Source organism: Pseudoalteromonas obscura (assembly GCF_030135505.1).
GTDB lineage: Bacteria > Pseudomonadota > Gammaproteobacteria > Enterobacterales > Alteromonadaceae > Pseudoalteromonas > Pseudoalteromonas obscura.
The window spans coordinates 31,663-47,547 of the sequence record NZ_JASJUT010000019.1 but is presented as its reverse complement, the minus strand read 5'-3'; the positions used below and the strand labels follow the sequence as shown (position 1 = coordinate 47,547).

The following is a 15,885-nucleotide window of genomic DNA, read 5'->3' as shown; positions in this document are numbered from 1 at the left end:
AGGGGTCTCGCATGCAATCATTAGCTAATCACTTTCTTATCGCAATGCCGAACTTGCAGGACCCGATGTTCAAACGCTCCGTCACCTACATCTGCGAGCACAATGAAGAAGGCGCAATGGGGTTGATAGTCAATCACCCCATTGATGTCACTGTAGGCGAGTTACTCGATCAGATCGAAATCGACAACGACAAAGACAGCAGTGCTGCGGATCAAACTGTTTTTGCTGGCGGGCCGGTGCATACGGACAGAGGGTTTGTGTTACATACACCCAAGATTGGTTATGCCTCGAGCAAAGAGCTCAGTTCTGACATCATGATAACGACTTCAAAAGATGTACTTGCCTCTCTTACTTATCACGATAGTCCTGATGCATTTATCATAACGCTTGGCTATTCAGGGTGGGAAAAAGGCCAGCTCGAACAAGAAATCTTGGAAAACTCTTGGCTGATAATTCAGGCGGATCCAGAGATTATATTTAGTACACCACCAGAAAAACGCTGGGAAAAGGCCGTAAGTATGTTAGGTATCGACATCTCGCAACTCAGTAATCAAGCAGGACACGCATAGAAGTATGAGCAATAAAAAACCAAAGACCCCTAAAGGTCAACGTACCGTGATGGGGTTTGATTTTGGTACACGTAGTATTGGCATGGCCATTGGCCAGGAAGTAACAGGGACAGCCACCAGCTTAGGGGCTGTTAAAGCGCGAGATGGCATTCCCAACTGGTCCGATATAGAACAGCATGTGAGTGAATGGAAACCAGATTTACTTGTGGTCGGCCTGCCTCTGAATATGGATGGGACTAATCAACAGGTTACATTCGCTGCCAAAAAGTTTGCCAATCGCCTACACAATAATTACCGCCTGCCCGTCGAAACTCAAGATGAACGTTTGACCACAACTGATGCCAAAGCCAGATTGTTTGATCAAGGTGGGTATCGCTCTTTGGCAAAAGACAATGTTGATGGAATGTCTGCTGTGATTATTCTGGAGAGCTTCTTTGAGCAACTGTGGGAAACTGAGTAATTACTATTTGTCTCCACCTGTGGCAGCATTGAGCTGCTTGTAAACCCTCATATCAGGGAACAGTCCTGCTTGGCGGTAAGCCTGTTCGATTTTTCCCTGACGCCTCAGCTTTTCCAGACCTTTTTGCAATGCTGCAAAAGCGCGCTCACCCTCAGGGTGTAGTTTAGACACCACAAAATGGCGGCTACTGTCCAATAAAACCACCCATTTGGGATGAGAAACCAGATTTATGTTTGCCAGTTTAAAGTCATTCCCCATCACAGGCATTAAATGGATCAACATAAAATCAACCCATTGCTTGTTCACAATCTGCGCTTGCGCTGACCAAGTTTGTTCATCTACCAAGCGTTTGAGAGGCAAACGACTTAAAGTCTGCCAATCCACTAACCAGCGACTTGAAGACACCGCACTCAGCGTGCTCAAATCTTCAAGGGACTGAATATTCGCAACCCGTTTATTCTCTTTGGCAAAATATAAACCTGCAAAAAACTCTCCCTTTCGGATCACAGGTTCACTAATATACAACTTATCTGCTTTTTGCTGTGCTTCTTCAAACCAAAATGTATCGAAGCTTAGCAACTGCTTACCTTGATCTAGTAAATTAGAGTCTCTGAAGTTTACGTTTCCAGGTCGGTATTTAAACGGCTTGTCAAAGCCGCCTAAAATTAAAGCTTGATGTAGCAGCACCATGTCGACAACATCACGCCGCACAAACTGTCCACCAAAGTTATCTACTTCCAGCGGGGAGCGGCCTGATAATAAAGCTTTGTAGTTTGAATAGACGTCATCTCTGATATAAATATCGACATAACTAGGCTGAGCCCAACAAAGTGTTGTCAGGCTCAGACGACAACATATAAGCAAGCAAAACAGGTTAGTTTTTCTTGCTGTCCAAGCCATCAATGGTGACCCCTTGCAAAAACCCTGCACCTTTTTGTTCGTTGTTTTGCAATTTAATCATCAGACGTAAATCATTAGGCGAGTCAGCATGATGCAAAGCATCTGCGTAATTCACCCGCTGGGCTTTGTAGAGTTCAAATAAAGCTTGATCGAAAGTTTGCATGCCCATCTCTTTCGATTTGGCCATTGTCTCTTTTATAGAGCCTATGTCTCCTTTCTTGATCAATTCAGAAACCATCGGGGAATTAAGCAGTATCTCAATCGCGGCAACACGCCCCTCACCTTTTGACGTAGGCACCAATTGCTGTGCCACTATTGCTCTGAGATTTAGTGCCAAATCGTATTTCAGTTTGTCATGCTTTTCTTTGGGTACCAAATGCATGATACGGTCAATCGCTTGGTTAGCATTGTTTGCGTGCAATGTCGCGACACATAAGTGCCCCGTCTCTGCAAAGCTCAGGGCATACTCCATGGTTTCTTGGGAGCGAATTTCACCAATTAAAATAACATCAGGGGCTTGTCGCAATGAGCTTTTCAGCGCTGCTTCAAAGCTCTCGGTATCTAGACCAACTTCTCTTTGTGTTATGATGCTCTTGCGATGTTCGTGCACAAACTCAATTGGATCTTCAATCGTCAGGATATGACCGCGCTGATTGCGATTACGGTAGCCCAATAATGCAGCCAACGACGTCGACTTACCGGTACCTGTACCACCAACAAATAATACTAGACCACGCTTTGACATGATCACATCGGTCAGTACCGAAGGTAAACCAAGTTGAGTAACATCAGGAATATCCGTCACAATTCTCCTGATCACCATGCCTGCACAATCTCGCTGCCAAAATGCAGAAACCCGGAATCGACCAACATCATTAGCGACAGCAAAGTTACACTCCTTTTCAGCGTGAAACTGTTGCTTTTGCCTATCCGTCATTGCCGACTCAACCATATTCAACGCACTGTCACTATCCAATACTTCTTCGTCTAGTGCTCGCAACTCACCATCAATTTTGGCGCTGACCGCCAAGCCTGATGAGACAAATAAGTCAGATGCTTCTTTGTCTACCATCAATTGTAAATAATCTATCAATGCCATTGTTTAAAACCTTGTATTAAAATCCTGCGGCACCAAATTGGTTTTTATCATGTGCTTTTGTATGCGCATCTTGGGTTGTGATCAAACCGTGGTTCACCAAGTTCATTAAACACTGGTCCATGGTCTGCATTCCATGCAGGGCGCCTGTTTGAATAGCTGAGTACATTTGAGCTATCTTATCTTCACGGATCAAATTACGTATTGCAGGCACACCTAACATGATTTCATGTGCCGCAACGCGTCCTCCACCGACTTTTTTAATCAGTGTTTGTGAAATCACCGCCTGTAGCGACTCTGATAACATAGAGCGAACCATATCTTTTTCTTCACCAGGGAATACATCAATAATACGGTCGATGGTTTTAGGTGCCGATGTGGTGTGCAATGTGCCAAATACAAGGTGACCCGTTTCTGCCGCTGTCATGGCTAAACGAATCGTTTCCAAGTCACGTAACTCACCCACTAAAATAACATCGGGGTCTTCACGCAGCGCACTGCGTAGTGCAGCATTGAAGCTATGAGTATCGCGGTGCACCTCACGTTGATTAATCAAACTCAATTGATTTTGATGAACAAATTCAATGGGGTCTTCTATCGTCAAAATATGGTGATGCTTGCTGCTATTGATATAGTCGACCATGGCCGCAAGCGTCGTTGACTTACCCGAGCCTGTGGGCCCAGTTACAAGCACCAGTCCGCGCTGGTTTTCTGCTATTTTTTTAAAAATATCTGGCGCACCTAATTCATCTAGGGTCAATACGGTACTTGGAATAGTACGAAATACTGCGGCAGGCCCGCGACTCGTGTTAAACGCATTAACACGAAAACGTGCTAAATTAGGTACTTCAAACGAAAAATCCACCTCAAGGTTTTGCTCATAGTCCTTGCGCTGGTTATCATTCATAATATCGTAAATTAAACTATTTACATCCTTCGCTTCTAAAGCGGGAATATTTATGCGGCGTACGTCACCGTCAACACGGATCATTGGAGAAACTTCCGAAGAAAGGTGTAGATCCGACGCTTTATGCTGCACACTAAAGGCTAATAATTCAGTAATATCCATCTATGACTCCACAACGAGCAAACAATAATATGGTTACAATAGCAGAACGGCTAAATAACGCCTACGATCGCATTACAAAAGCAGAGCAAAATTGTCATATTTCTGACCCTGTGCAACTTTTGGCTGTATCTAAAACCAAACCAATCGAACTTATCCAGCAAGCATATGACGCAGGCCAGCGTCTATTTGGCGAATCTTATGTACAAGAAGCCGTCGATAAAGTCATGCACTTCAAACAGTACAAAGACATTGAGTGGCACTTTATTGGTCCTATTCAATCGAATAAGTCGCGACATATCGCTGAACACTTCAACTGGGTGCAAAGCGTCGATCGAATCAAAATAGCGAGACGTTTAAGTGAACAGCGACCAACAAATCTAAAACCGCTCAATGTTCTTATTCAAGTTAACATTAGCCAAGACGAAAAAAAATCAGGATGCCCCCTAGAGGAGCTGTCAGACCTTGCTCAATTTATCAGTGAAACAAAGCAGCTCACTTTGAGAGGTTTAATGACGATAACCGCACAAACAGATGATGTTGACCAGCAACTGCAATATTTTCAGCAAATGAAACATTGCTTTGATAAACTAAAGACCCAATATCCACATATCGATACCCTTTCAATGGGCATGAGTGGCGATTTAGAACCCGCCGTTTCAGCTGGTGCCACTATGGTAAGAATTGGTACCGATATTTTTGGTAAAAGACAATAAAGGCCACACAGATAATATGTCTAATAAAACAATCGCATTTATTGGCACTGGAAACATGAGCTATGCCATCATTGGCGGCATGCTTAAAAACGGTTTCAGCGCCCGCAATATTATTGCTACCAATCGCAATCAAGAAAAGCTAGATAAAGTTGCACAAGATTTTACTGTTCAAACAACTAGTGACAACATAGACGCCATTAAACGAGCTGATGTCATTGTGCTATCTGTCAAACCACAAATGATGGAAGCCTTGTGTGAAACCTTTCGCTTGGCAAATATCGACTTGACTGACAAAGTGGTGATTTCCGTCGCAGCGGGTATTACCCTTGCCCGTTTGAAAGAAATGCTGCAAAGTGACGCCAAACTTGTGCGCTGTATGCCAAACACACCATCGCTAGTTGGGCTTGGTGTATCCGGTTTATTTAGCCAAGATATTAATGAACAAGAACAAAGGTTTATTGACCAAATTTTCAGTGCCACTGGCATGACCGTTTGGCTGCATTCAGAAAGCCAGATAAATGATATTATCGCAGTGACAGGCTCTTCCCCGGCCTACTTTTTTCTCTTTATGCAAGCCATAGAAGAAAAAGCAAAAGCACTTGGATTCAATGAGCAACAAGCACGGCAACTGGTGCAACAAACAGCCCTTGGTGCAGCACAAATGGCCATCTCTCAACCAGATATCAGCCTTGAGCAGCTCCGCGCTAATGTTACTTCAAAGGGTGGAACCACCCATGCCGCTATTGAGTCAATGAAAGATAATCAACTTCCCCTAACCGTCGCAAATGCAATGGATGCATGTATTGCACGCGCTGAGGAAATGGAAAAACAAATTTAAGGACCTAAAATGAATGCAATGTATTTTTTAATTGAAACCATTTTTAATCTATTCTTAATGGTAGTGCTGCTGCGCTTTTGGATGCAGTGGGCGCGTGTTGATTTTTATAACCCGGTGAGTCAGGCTGTTGTAAAAGCGACCTCTTTTGCTGTTAACCCTTTACGAAAAGTTATTCCTGGTTTTGCAGGTATTGACGTAGCATCACTGGTGCTTGCTTTTATCGTCGCAGGCACCAAGGTATCTGTGTTGATGTTAGTGTTTAGCGGTCATTGGGATGCCGCTAAAGCAGCTATTGGTGGGCTGTTAACCGTACTACGAGAAGCATTTAGCTTGGTTTTTTGGATTTTAGTGATCCGCGCTCTATTGAGTTGGGTGGTACAGGGTTACAACCCAGCAGCAGCTGTTTTTGAACAGTTAACTGAACCACTACTGCGCCCAATTAGAAAAATTATCCCACCGCTTGGTGGACTCGATTTGTCCATTATGGTGGTGTTGATTGGCATGATGTTCTTACAACATTTGGTGATGGACTTCATGCACTAAGCATATGAAAGTGAGGTACTATGCGATTCTATCTTTCCGTAATTTTACTGGTATTGGCCGCTTTTCATACTCAGGCGAATAATTCAGAGTCAGGTGGGCAGTATAAAAATTTAGGTAATTGGGAAGTGCACTACATCGCCTTTCCATCAACTTTTATTCAACCCAGCGTCGCCAAAGTGTATGGTGTAGTTCGCAGCGAAAATAAAGCCTTGATCAATATTTCGGTGCTGGCAAAAGACCAATCAAAAACCGCGCAAGAAGTGCAAATATCTGGTTTCGCAAAAAACTTACTGGGCAATAAAAAGTCCCTTACATTTAAACAAGTGATTGAAGGCGATGCCATTTATTACCTCGCACAACTCGATTATTACAATGAAGATGTTTACCGTTTCGAGTTAAACATCCAGCAAGGTAATAATCATCAATTATTAAAATTTCAACAAAAGTTCTACGTAGATTAAAGATATGACAAAACAAATCGTGCTTGCCACAGGAAACCAAGGCAAAGTCAGAGAGCTAGGCGGTATGCTTGAAAGCTTGCAAATTGAAGTGCTGCCACAGAGCCAATTTGAAGTCTCTGATGTGGAAGAAACTGGCACTACTTTTGTAGAAAATGCCATTATTAAGGCTCGACACGCAGCAAAAGAGACTGGCCTACCAGCCATTGCTGATGATTCGGGTTTAGAAGTTGATGCACTCGATGGGGCACCAGGTGTGTACTCGGCGCGCTTTGCTGGTAGTGATGCAAGTGACCAGCAAAACATCGATAAATTACTGGTTGATTTAGATGGTGTAACAAACCGTACGGCCCGCTTTTGGTGTGTGTTAGTTTATATGCGACATGCCAATGACCCCACACCTGTTATTTGCCAAGCAAGCTGGGAGGGCGCCATCGCTACAACGCAGCACGGTGACGGCGGGTTTGGTTACGACCCAGTTTTTTGGGTTAATAGTCTGCAGCGCATGGCCGCTGAATTGAGTAAGGAAGAGAAAAACACCGTTAGTCACAGAGGACAGGCACTCCAACAACTCATGACACATTTTAAGAGCATCCAGTGAACCTTCCTCCTTTAAGTTTATATGTGCACGTACCTTGGTGCGTGCAAAAATGCCCTTACTGTGATTTCAACAGCCATAGTCAAAAAGGCACCATCCCTGAGCAAGAATACATTGGTCATTTAATTGATGACCTCAAAGCAGATCTACACCTTGTACAAGGTAGAAAACTGCATAGCATATTCGTCGGCGGCGGCACACCGAGCTTGCTTTCTGGCGATGCTTACGTTGACCTTTTACAGCAAATAGAAGCTCTAATTGGCTTTGAAGACGATATTGAAATTACCTTAGAGGCCAACCCTGGCACTGTTGAGAGTGATCGCTTTAAACATTATGTACAGGCTGGCATAAATCGAATCTCAATTGGTGTGCAAAGTTTACAAAGCGATAAACTTAAGGCACTGGGTCGCATTCACGGTGAACATGAAGCCCTCAATGCTGCCGCTGAAGCACATGATGCAGGGTTAAATAGCTTTAATATGGATTTGATGCACGGTCTACCCAATCAGTCTTTAGATGATGCTCTGAGCGATTTAAGACGCGTAATTGAACTGAATCCTCCGCATATCTCTTGGTATCAATTAACCATTGAACCAAACACCCAATTTGCATCAAAGCCCCCTAAATTGCCCGAAGACGAAACTTTGTGGGCAATACAAGAAGCAGGACAAGCGCTGCTGGCGCAGCACGGATATCAGCAATATGAGATATCCGGTTATTCAAAATCAGGTTTTAAATGCAAACATAATCTCAATTATTGGCGCTTTGGTGACTACCTTGGCATAGGCTGTGGCGCTCATGGCAAGATCACACAACCCGAACAGCAACAAATTTTGCGTACCGTCAAAGTGAAGCACCCTAGAGGGTATATGGACTTGACCAAACCATACATATACGACAGCTGGCAAGTCAACTTAGAAGACCAAGCGTTTGAGTTTTTCATGAATACGTTTCGCCTGCTAGAAGCAACTCCAAAGGCTCATTTTGAAGCCTACACAGGTTTACAGGAAACAGATATACAAACACAGCTAAACCAAGCAATTAAACTAGGTTTGTTGGAAGATCTCGGTGATTCATGGTTTGTAACAAATAAAGGGCACAGATACCTTAATGACCTGTTAGAATTGTTTGTCTAAATTGGGGTACATCTATTGCGACTTTGCTTTCAACCAAAGAATTTGGTTGCTAGTCGTTGCGTGCCATATAATATCCTACACTAAGAGAGGTAATCTCTTGTGGGCTCATATATCTGAATATATAAAATAAGAAGGGTAAAACATGCGTAAACTTACCATTATCGCTGCTGCAATCTCAGCGACGTTATTGGCAGGCTGCCAGCAAACAGCTGAACAACCAAAGCCTGTAGCTCCTGTGCAACAAGTTGTTCAAAGTGAAGTAGAAAAAGCAAATGCTCTATTCGAAGAGTCATTTAATCGCAGTGTCATGCGTAGTCCTATTTACCAAACTTATTTGGGTATTAAAAAAGACTATGACAAGTGGGACGACGGCTCAGAAGCACGTCAATTAGAAGACCTTGAATTAACTAAACAAGATCTTGCTGCTATCAATGCCATTGACCGCAGTAAATTAGACCCTCAAACTCAGGTAAGCTACGACTTGTTTAAACAGGGTCTTGTTGAAGAGATCGAAGATTTCAAATGGCGTCGTTATTCTTACCCAGTTAATCAAATGTTTGGCACGCACTCAATGATCCCTGCATTTTTGATTAACCAACACCAAATCGCCGACGTTAAAGATGCAAAAGCGTATATCTCTCGCCTTAATGGCGTAACAACCGTGTTCGACCAATTAGTCGAAGATCTAGAGAAACGTGCGGAAGCAGGCATTATTGCACCTAAATTTGTATTCCCTCATGTTATTGAGTCGAGCAAAAATATTATTCAAGGCGCACCTTTCTCCAAAGGTGAAGACTCTACACTTTTGGCTGACTTCAAGAGAAAAGTTGCCAAGTTAGAGATCGCACAAAATGAAAAAGACGCACTTATCACAGAGGCTAACAACGCCCTGACATCTGCTGTAAAACCATCTTATAGCAAGTTAATCAACTATCTAAATAAGTTGGAAAAGCGTGCGGACAACCGCGACGGTGTTTGGAAATTCCCTGAGGGTGAAAAGTTCTTCAACGTTGCACTTGAGCGTACAACAACAACCAAGCTTTCTGCAGCAGAGATTCATAAGATTGGCTTGCAAGAAGTTGCTCGTATTCATGACGAAATGCGTGAAATCAAGGACAAAGTTGGTTTCAAAGGTGACTTAAAAGCATTTATGGAGTTCATGAGAACCGATAAGCAGTTCTATCTACCAAATACAGAAGAAGGCAAAGCAAAATATCTAGCTGATGCGACAGCGATGATTGACAATATGAAGTCTCGCTTAGACGAACTATTCATCGTTAAGCCAAAGGCTGACATGATAGTTAAGCGTGTTGAGGCTTTCCGTGAAAAAGCAGCTGGTAAAGCATTCTATCAGCAGCCAACGCCTGACGGTTCTCGCCCGGGCATTTACTATGCAAACCTTTATGATATGGAAGCGATGCCGACCTACCAAATGGAAGCTTTAGCCTATCACGAAGGTGTACCTGGTCACCATATGCAAATTGCCATTGCCCAAGAGCTTGAAAATATGCCTAAGTTCCGTAAGTTTGGTCGCTACACAGCTTACACCGAAGGTTGGGGCTTATACTCTGAGCTAGTACCTAAAGAAATGGGTTTGTATGAAGACCCATATTCAGACTTTGGCCGTCTAGCAATGGAGCTCTGGCGTGCATGTCGTTTAGTGGTTGATACTGGTATCCACGCAATGAAATGGACACGCCAAGAAGGTATCGATTACTACGTAAATAACACGCCTAACGCGAAATCGGATGCTGTCAAAATGGTAGAGCGCCATATTGTGATGCCAAGCCAAGCGACTGCATACAAAATTGGTATGATCAAAATTGTTGAACTTCGCGAAGCGGCTAAGAAAGAGCTTGGCGATAAGTTCGATATTCGTGAATTCCACGACGTAGTACTTAAAAACGGCCCTGTTCCTTTAAATGTATTAGAGCAGTTCGTTGATCAGTGGGTTGCAAGCAAACAAAGCTAATCCGCGTCTAAGCGAAACACCGTATTCGCTAAAATGATATGTAAACAAGCCCCGCCATGTGCGGGGCTTTGTATTTTTACTTCCCCAGCTAACTTCTGAGTCACTAAGTTATAGATAATACTCAAACCGAGCCCGATGCCGCCTTTATTTCTCTGTGTGGTAATAAAAGGCTCAAAAATAACAGGTAATAGCTCCTTATCTATGCCTCTACCATCATCTTTGATATACAAATGAATATAATTATTCACGATCAATGCCGAAACGACGATATTCAGTAACTTACCTTCTTGTTTTGCATGCTGAATACAATTGTTGAAGCTATAAGTTAAAATTTGTACAAAGACGTTCGGGTAGCTGTTTAGCATTAATTGCTCAGGTATTTCTACTTCGATATGGTAGTCAGGTTGTTTTAATTCATGTTGATAACAATCTAAAACCCCATTCACCAATGCATTGAGACTAAACTCTTGAACTTCATCATACTCTTGCTGAACTGACACCTTTTTAAAATCATCAATCAAAGAGGCAGTTCTTAGTAAGTTATTCTCCAACAAAGAGAGTGCAGACTCGGCTTCAGCAATCAGATTAGTTAAAGTTTGCTTTTGCAACTGCCCAGATTCTAAGTCTTTTTTAAGTACTTCAACTTGTTCTTTTAAGTGCGATTGACTGGTAATTGCAACACCAAGAGGTGTATTTAATTCATGTGCAAACCCACTCACCATATTGCCTAAGCTGGCCATTTTGGCCTCTTCGATCAACCTTTGTTGTGCTGCTGTAAGCCTTTCAAGCAAGGTCTCAATAAACGCCAGTAAACTATCCAAATGGTGTGCTATCTGTGCAATTTCATCTTCACCTTCAATGTTTACCCGCATTGAGAAGTCTTCGTGTTGCGCAACATTTTTTAGTACTCGGCTAATTGATATAATATGCTCAGAGATACGAGTGTTCAGCACAAACAGTAACAATAAACTGAAACAACTGATCGAAACGATGATCACTAAGCAGGTCAAAATTAAGCTTTGTTTTTCATTCAATGCTTCATTAAAAAGCTGCTTTGACACCACTTCAAAGTGACTTCTAATGGAAATCTTCAACTGATGTAACTCTGATCTCACACCTTGGCTGTGATCTAACCCTTGTTTTTGCAATACGCTGATATAAGTTTTAAAGCCGTGTTGGTACTGGTTGAGGATGGAAAGTAACTCGTGCGATTTTTCAGGGAACTGTACTGTGATCAACTGCTCTGTTCTGCTCAATAAATCTTGATGAATAAGCAAATAGTTTGGTTCGAGCCGTAGTAAAAAATCTTTCTCCCTGCGTCGCAGCTCCAGCAGCAAAATCTCTAAGCGGGGGTGTTGGGTTTGTTTGGCAATATCCTGTAGGGCATGAGCCTGACGCCGAAAGTTACCATAGACCCCCTCTTCTTTATTATAGCCCAACAACGCCTGCATAGATGCTAGCTGCTCGTACTTGAGAGTAAACCGCTTAACTTCCTCGTCTAGTTTAAAGAGTAAAGTAAGATCCCTCTGTTGAACCACCAGCATATTTAACAATTGACTATAACTCTTGCGATAGGAAGCTCTATCATCTTCAATCGATGCTAGACTCTCGCGTTGACGCTCTATTAAAAAGCGCTCTTCCTGATCCAGCAAACGCTGAATCTGAGTCTGAAGTTGAAAAAGGTGATCATTCAGAGTTCGGGTTTGCTGTAGCTGAACGTACAAGAACCAACTTGCAACCATAATCACAATCGCAGAACCCACTGCGGCTGTTTTAAAAAGTAAAAGTGACTGCTTTAACTGCACAAAGTTACCCAATAATGTATTTCGCCCCAACTAAAGTCTAGTCGAAGATAAGTATTATGGTATCCCCTCTGCGGATAGTTAGTTTAGATTCATAACCCCAGCAATAAAGGTATAAAGCACTTTTTATGAACTATTTTATGCCAACTATTGTCATCATCCCTATTGAATTCAATCTGTGAGAGTCAAAATGGAAATTTTCATTACAATATTCGTATTATTAATACCAATTGTGCTAGCTGCGATTTACATTATCTATATTCAAATGTCGACTCGCAATAAAGTGCGCCTAGCTGATTCAATTATTTATATGATAAAACATGACGAACCGGTCAATATAGATATGGAAATATTGGAAGGATTAAAGCTCTCACCAAAAGAGAAAAGCTACCTGCTTAACGTGTATAAAGCCCCTGTAAAGCTTCACAAGTAAAGCCAAAACCTCTAAATATACTGCAGATTAGAATTCGTTTGTCTGGAAATAAACACTGGGTGCGGTTCACACAGAAGTCGCAAGAAGGATAAAGGCAGAAATAAAAAAGCCCCAGAAAGCATTCTGGGGCTATAAAAAGTGGTACCAGTGGGCGGACTTGAACCGCCACGCCCGAAGGCAACGGATTTTGAATCCGTCATGTCTACCAATTCCATCACACTGGCATCATTTTTCTTTAATCTTCTAACTTCGAGAAGATAAAGAAAAACCACTTTGAGCTTAGGCTTTTTTTATTTGCCCTCGTCTCTATGCCCTGCATTATACAAATATGTGACAGCCCCGCAAGCAGTTTTTTTAATTAATGTGTTCAAGTGCTGAGTATTTGACCAAAATCATAAAATATCGAGGTTTGATAAATAAGCGCCTATATTGTGTGTAGAATATTGTCATATCGTTTTATATGGGTTTTTACATGTCATCATTTCCTCGCGCAGGTTTTATTAGAAGGGTTGCATCATTAATATACGACGCGTTAGTCGTCATAGCCTTTGCGATGCTCACGACAATTGTTTTTTTGGGCTTAGTACAAGGCATGCTTTCAATGGGTTGGTACACACTCCAAAACCATGAAGATGTCTCCGCTCTCATTCAAGCAACACCGGCACTCTATTACAGCCGTACTGTGTTGTTGGTTTTGGTCTCTGTTGCCTTTTTTGCTTACTTTTGGACTAAAAGTGGGCAGACCATTGGCATGCGAGCATGGCGGTTAAAAGTTCAGAGCACAAAAGGTGAATTACTAACTTGGCCACAAGCCATTGCTCGCAGTTTCGCTGCGTTATTGGGGTTAGGAAACTTACTCGTATTAGTAGACAGGAAGCAAAAACGTGCTTTGCAAGATATGTTGAGTGGCAGTGAAGTATTATTGCTAAGTAAAGAAGAGAATAAAAAAGTGTACGACAGCTTAGATTAGTTGTCGCTAAAAAAGGCGCCAAAGGCGCCTTTTTTATTGCCTTCTTTGTAAAAAGTACATCGCTAGCAAAGTAAAAATAATACTCGGCATTACTGCACCAACTAAAGGAGGGATCTGATATACCATCACAATGGGACCAAACACTTCGTTGCTAAGGTGGAAAGTTAAGCCCGTGACAACACCCATAATAATCCTCGCGCCCATACTTACCGAACGTAGAGGACCAAAAATAAAAGACAGCGCCACTAACAACATGACAGCTATCGTCACCGGCTGCATCACTTTGCGCCATAAAGCCAGCTCATAGTTACTGGTATCTTGCTCGTTTTGTTCCAGATAATTTAGATAAGATACTAGCCCGCTGAATGATAAAGACTCAGGCTCAAACGAAGATACCCCTAATCGGTCTATGGTGAGCTGCGAGTCATAGACCTTTGATTGTGCATAATAGGTGCTCACTTGCTGCTCAGTGATATGAATTTCTTCTACAGCTTTGAGCTCCCAACCTTGCTCAGTAGTCATCGCTGATTGCGCTCTTGTAATTTGGCCTAAGGTTAGATCATCCTCAAAATGATATATATTGATGTCTGTCAGTTCGCCTGACTTCTCAACATTGGCAATATTGATAAAGTTATTGCCATCTTTGGCCCACAACCCTTTTTGTGCATCGTAGACATCCCCGCCGTATATCGCTTGATTTCGTAGCTGTTTGGCTGTGCGCTCAGCCTCAGGAGCCCCCCACTCGCCAAGTGCCATCATGCATATCGCCAAAATAATAGCGGTTTTCATTACTGAGCCTATGATTTGCAATCTCGACATACCTGCGGCTTGCATAACCACTAGCTCACTACTGGAGGCCAAAGCCCCCAATCCCGTTAACCCGCCGATCAAGGCTGCCATCGGAAAAAACACCACTATATCGCTTGGCACGCTGTATAACGTGAACAGCAATGCATCCGATACTTCATAAGTACCTCGTCCCACAGAGCGCAGCTGTTCAATAAATTTGATTAAGGTATTGATACCCACAAACACCAACAAAGCAAAGCTGGTAGTTTGTAAAATACTACGGCCCAAATACCAATCAAGCATTTTCATCATGCCGCTGCCTCCTTACTTTTAAGGATAGATCTCAGCCACACGCCAAAAGGTCTCCCTTTCACTATCAGATAAGCCCCAATAAATAACACAGATAAGTGGATCCACCACAATCCAATAGAGGGCGGTATTTTACCTTCTGCCACGAGGTATTTACCGGCATTGAGTAAAATAAAATACCCCAAATATATACCTATTGCTGGAACCAACTTTGCAAACTTCCCCTGTCTTGGGTTAACCACACTCAAAGGTACTGCAAGTAGCGTTAATAAAATGATTGAAATAGGTGTTGCGATCCGCAATTGAAACTGTGCAGCAGCCTCGGGGGTATTTAGTTCCAACAATCTACTTGAAGGTAAATCCTCTAGTTCTCGCCTTCTACGTTCAATTTCTTGTTCTTGGATCTGAACTTGATAACTGCCGAATTCAGTTTTGTTCAACGCTTGACTAAACCCGTCGGTTTCATAGCGCTTACCATCTTTCAAAATCAGCTGCTGCTCTCCGGACTCACCTTCTGCAACTTCACCCTGTTGTGCATAAACGATCCTTGCTGCATTATTCGATTCTTTTTCTGGCAATTGCGCAACAAACACCTTATTTAATACAGAGCCTTGTTCGCTGGTATTATGAATAAACACAACCGCTTTTTCATTGCCAGTTTGTTGGAATCGCCCTGCCCGCAATTGAGTTAACCCTGACTCAGCATTAGCTTGCTCTCTGAGTTGATTCTGCTTTTCTCCAGCCCAAGGCGCTATATGTAAGCTTACCGCCCCTGCAATTAATGCGACAAAGAAACTGGAAATGAGTGTTACACGAACAACATACCACTCACTAACACCACAGGCTTTTAGCACGGTCATTTCACTGTCAGCATAAATACGGCTGTACGCCAAAATAATGCCCAAAAATACACTGAGTGGCAGTATATACACAGCTAATTTAGGTAAATTAAGCGCTAAAAATGACAACACGAGTTTTCCTGGTATTCCTCCGCCTGAAGCTTCGGCTAAAATTTTGACAAATTTTTGCGAGAGAAAAATCGTCATTAGAGTAAGGAAAACGGCGACCTGCGATTTTAAAACTTCAGCAGTCAAATATCGAAAAATTAGCAATGTTCGCCCCTATAAAACGTCTCATTTCACTGGAATAGTAGGAAATTTTGAGTAAACTGGTTATTTTAGTCACTTTATTATATGCCATCAAAATCAAATATCCTACTAGTGCAGCAGC

17 protein-coding genes and 1 tRNA gene are annotated in these 15,885 nt (G+C 42.5%); 11 read left to right on the top strand and 7 right to left on the bottom strand.

Annotation, left to right across the window (positions count from 1 at the left end):
• Positions 1-11: 11 nt before the first annotated feature.
• Positions 12-569 (top strand): YqgE/AlgH family protein, encoded by a 558-nt coding sequence (locus QNM18_RS26215; protein ID WP_211012687.1) that lies wholly within the window; start codon positions 12-14, stop codon positions 567-569.
• Positions 570-573: 4 nt separating this feature from the next.
• Complete coding sequence (ruvX, locus tag QNM18_RS26210; protein ID WP_211012686.1) at positions 574-1,029, top strand: Holliday junction resolvase RuvX; 456 nt, start codon at positions 574-576, stop codon at positions 1,027-1,029.
• A 3-nt stretch (positions 1,030-1,032) separates the two neighbouring features.
• On the opposite strand, the gene QNM18_RS26205 is transcribed toward ruvX, so the two are convergent.
• Genes QNM18_RS26205 through QNM18_RS26195 form a run of 3 tightly spaced genes read right to left on the bottom strand, consistent with a single transcriptional unit; the run spans position 1,033 to position 4,094 of the window.
• Positions 1,033-1,929, bottom strand: a complete 897-nt coding sequence (locus QNM18_RS26205) for a hypothetical protein (RefSeq protein WP_284138850.1) — start codon at positions 1,927-1,929, stop codon at positions 1,033-1,035.
• The gene (locus tag QNM18_RS26200; protein ID WP_211012685.1) at positions 1,904-3,028 is read right to left on the bottom strand and encodes a PilT/PilU family type 4a pilus ATPase; all 1,125 of its coding nucleotides are present in this window, start codon (positions 3,026-3,028) and stop codon (positions 1,904-1,906) included. The genes QNM18_RS26205 and QNM18_RS26200 overlap by 26 nt, the downstream gene beginning before the upstream one ends.
• 16 nt (positions 3,029-3,044) lie before the next feature.
• Positions 3,045-4,094, bottom strand: coding sequence for a type IV pilus twitching motility protein PilT (locus tag QNM18_RS26195; RefSeq protein WP_023399475.1), 1,050 nt, complete (start codon positions 4,092-4,094; stop codon positions 3,045-3,047).
• Positions 4,095-4,096: 2 nt separating this feature from the next.
• On the opposite strand from QNM18_RS26195, the gene QNM18_RS26190 reads away from it, so the two are divergent.
• The 7 genes from QNM18_RS26190 (at position 4,097) to QNM18_RS26160 (ending at position 10,352) form a co-directional block, all read left to right on the top strand.
• Positions 4,097-4,807, top strand: coding sequence for a YggS family pyridoxal phosphate-dependent enzyme (locus tag QNM18_RS26190; RefSeq protein WP_284138849.1), 711 nt, complete (start codon positions 4,097-4,099; stop codon positions 4,805-4,807).
• A 16-nt stretch (positions 4,808-4,823) separates the two neighbouring features.
• Entirely contained in the window at positions 4,824-5,645 is an 822-nt protein-coding gene (gene proC, locus QNM18_RS26185; protein WP_284138848.1) for a pyrroline-5-carboxylate reductase, read from the top strand.
• Between the two features lie 9 nt (positions 5,646-5,654).
• Positions 5,655-6,188, top strand: a complete 534-nt coding sequence (locus tag QNM18_RS26180; protein WP_284138847.1) for a YggT family protein — start codon at positions 5,655-5,657, stop codon at positions 6,186-6,188.
• A 20-nt stretch (positions 6,189-6,208) separates the two neighbouring features.
• On the top strand, positions 6,209-6,649 hold the full coding sequence (locus tag QNM18_RS26175) for a DUF4426 domain-containing protein (protein ID WP_211012681.1): 441 nt from the start codon (positions 6,209-6,211) through the stop codon (positions 6,647-6,649).
• Positions 6,650-6,653: 4 nt separating this feature from the next.
• Positions 6,654-7,247 carry an XTP/dITP diphosphatase gene (locus QNM18_RS26170; RefSeq protein WP_284138846.1) on the top strand — a complete coding sequence of 198 codons (594 nt, stop codon included), beginning with the start codon at positions 6,654-6,656 and terminating at the stop codon, positions 7,245-7,247.
• Complete coding sequence (gene hemW / locus QNM18_RS26165) at positions 7,244-8,380, top strand: radical SAM family heme chaperone HemW (protein WP_211012679.1); 1,137 nt, start codon at positions 7,244-7,246, stop codon at positions 8,378-8,380. Before QNM18_RS26170 ends, hemW begins: the two co-directional genes overlap by 4 nt.
• Before the next feature lie 142 nt (positions 8,381-8,522).
• Positions 8,523-10,352 (top strand): DUF885 domain-containing protein, encoded by a 1,830-nt coding sequence (locus QNM18_RS26160; RefSeq protein ID WP_211012678.1) that lies wholly within the window; start codon positions 8,523-8,525, stop codon positions 10,350-10,352.
• Here the strand turns inward: QNM18_RS26160 and QNM18_RS26155 are convergent.
• The gene (locus tag QNM18_RS26155; protein ID WP_284138845.1) at positions 10,349-12,157 is read right to left on the bottom strand and encodes a sensor histidine kinase; all 1,809 of its coding nucleotides are present in this window, start codon (positions 12,155-12,157) and stop codon (positions 10,349-10,351) included. The two genes, QNM18_RS26160 and QNM18_RS26155, sit on opposite strands and share 4 nt — an antisense overlap.
• Positions 12,158-12,344: 187 nt before the next feature.
• On the opposite strand from QNM18_RS26155, the gene QNM18_RS26150 reads away from it, so the two are divergent.
• Positions 12,345-12,587 (top strand): hypothetical protein, encoded by a 243-nt coding sequence (locus QNM18_RS26150; protein ID WP_211012676.1) that lies wholly within the window; start codon positions 12,345-12,347, stop codon positions 12,585-12,587.
• 139 nt (positions 12,588-12,726) lie between these two features.
• Here QNM18_RS26150 and QNM18_RS26145 read toward each other — a convergent pair.
• Positions 12,727-12,811 (bottom strand) — tRNA-Leu (locus tag QNM18_RS26145).
• 248 nt (positions 12,812-13,059) lie between these two features.
• Here QNM18_RS26145 and QNM18_RS26140 point away from each other — a divergent pair.
• The gene (locus QNM18_RS26140) at positions 13,060-13,557 is read left to right on the top strand and encodes an RDD family protein (protein WP_211012675.1); all 498 of its coding nucleotides are present in this window, start codon (positions 13,060-13,062) and stop codon (positions 13,555-13,557) included.
• A gap of 33 nt (positions 13,558-13,590) precedes the next feature.
• Here QNM18_RS26140 and lptG read toward each other — a convergent pair whose 3' ends face one another.
• Both lptG and lptF read right to left on the bottom strand, forming a co-directional pair.
• A complete protein-coding gene (gene lptG, locus QNM18_RS26135; RefSeq protein WP_023399463.1) occupies positions 13,591-14,658 on the bottom strand; it encodes an LPS export ABC transporter permease LptG in 1,068 nt (355 codons plus the stop codon).
• Positions 14,655-15,767, bottom strand: coding sequence for an LPS export ABC transporter permease LptF (lptF, locus tag QNM18_RS26130; RefSeq protein ID WP_211012674.1), 1,113 nt, complete (start codon positions 15,765-15,767; stop codon positions 14,655-14,657). Before lptF ends, lptG begins: the two co-directional genes overlap by 4 nt.
• Between the last annotated feature and the right edge of the window lie 118 nt (positions 15,768-15,885).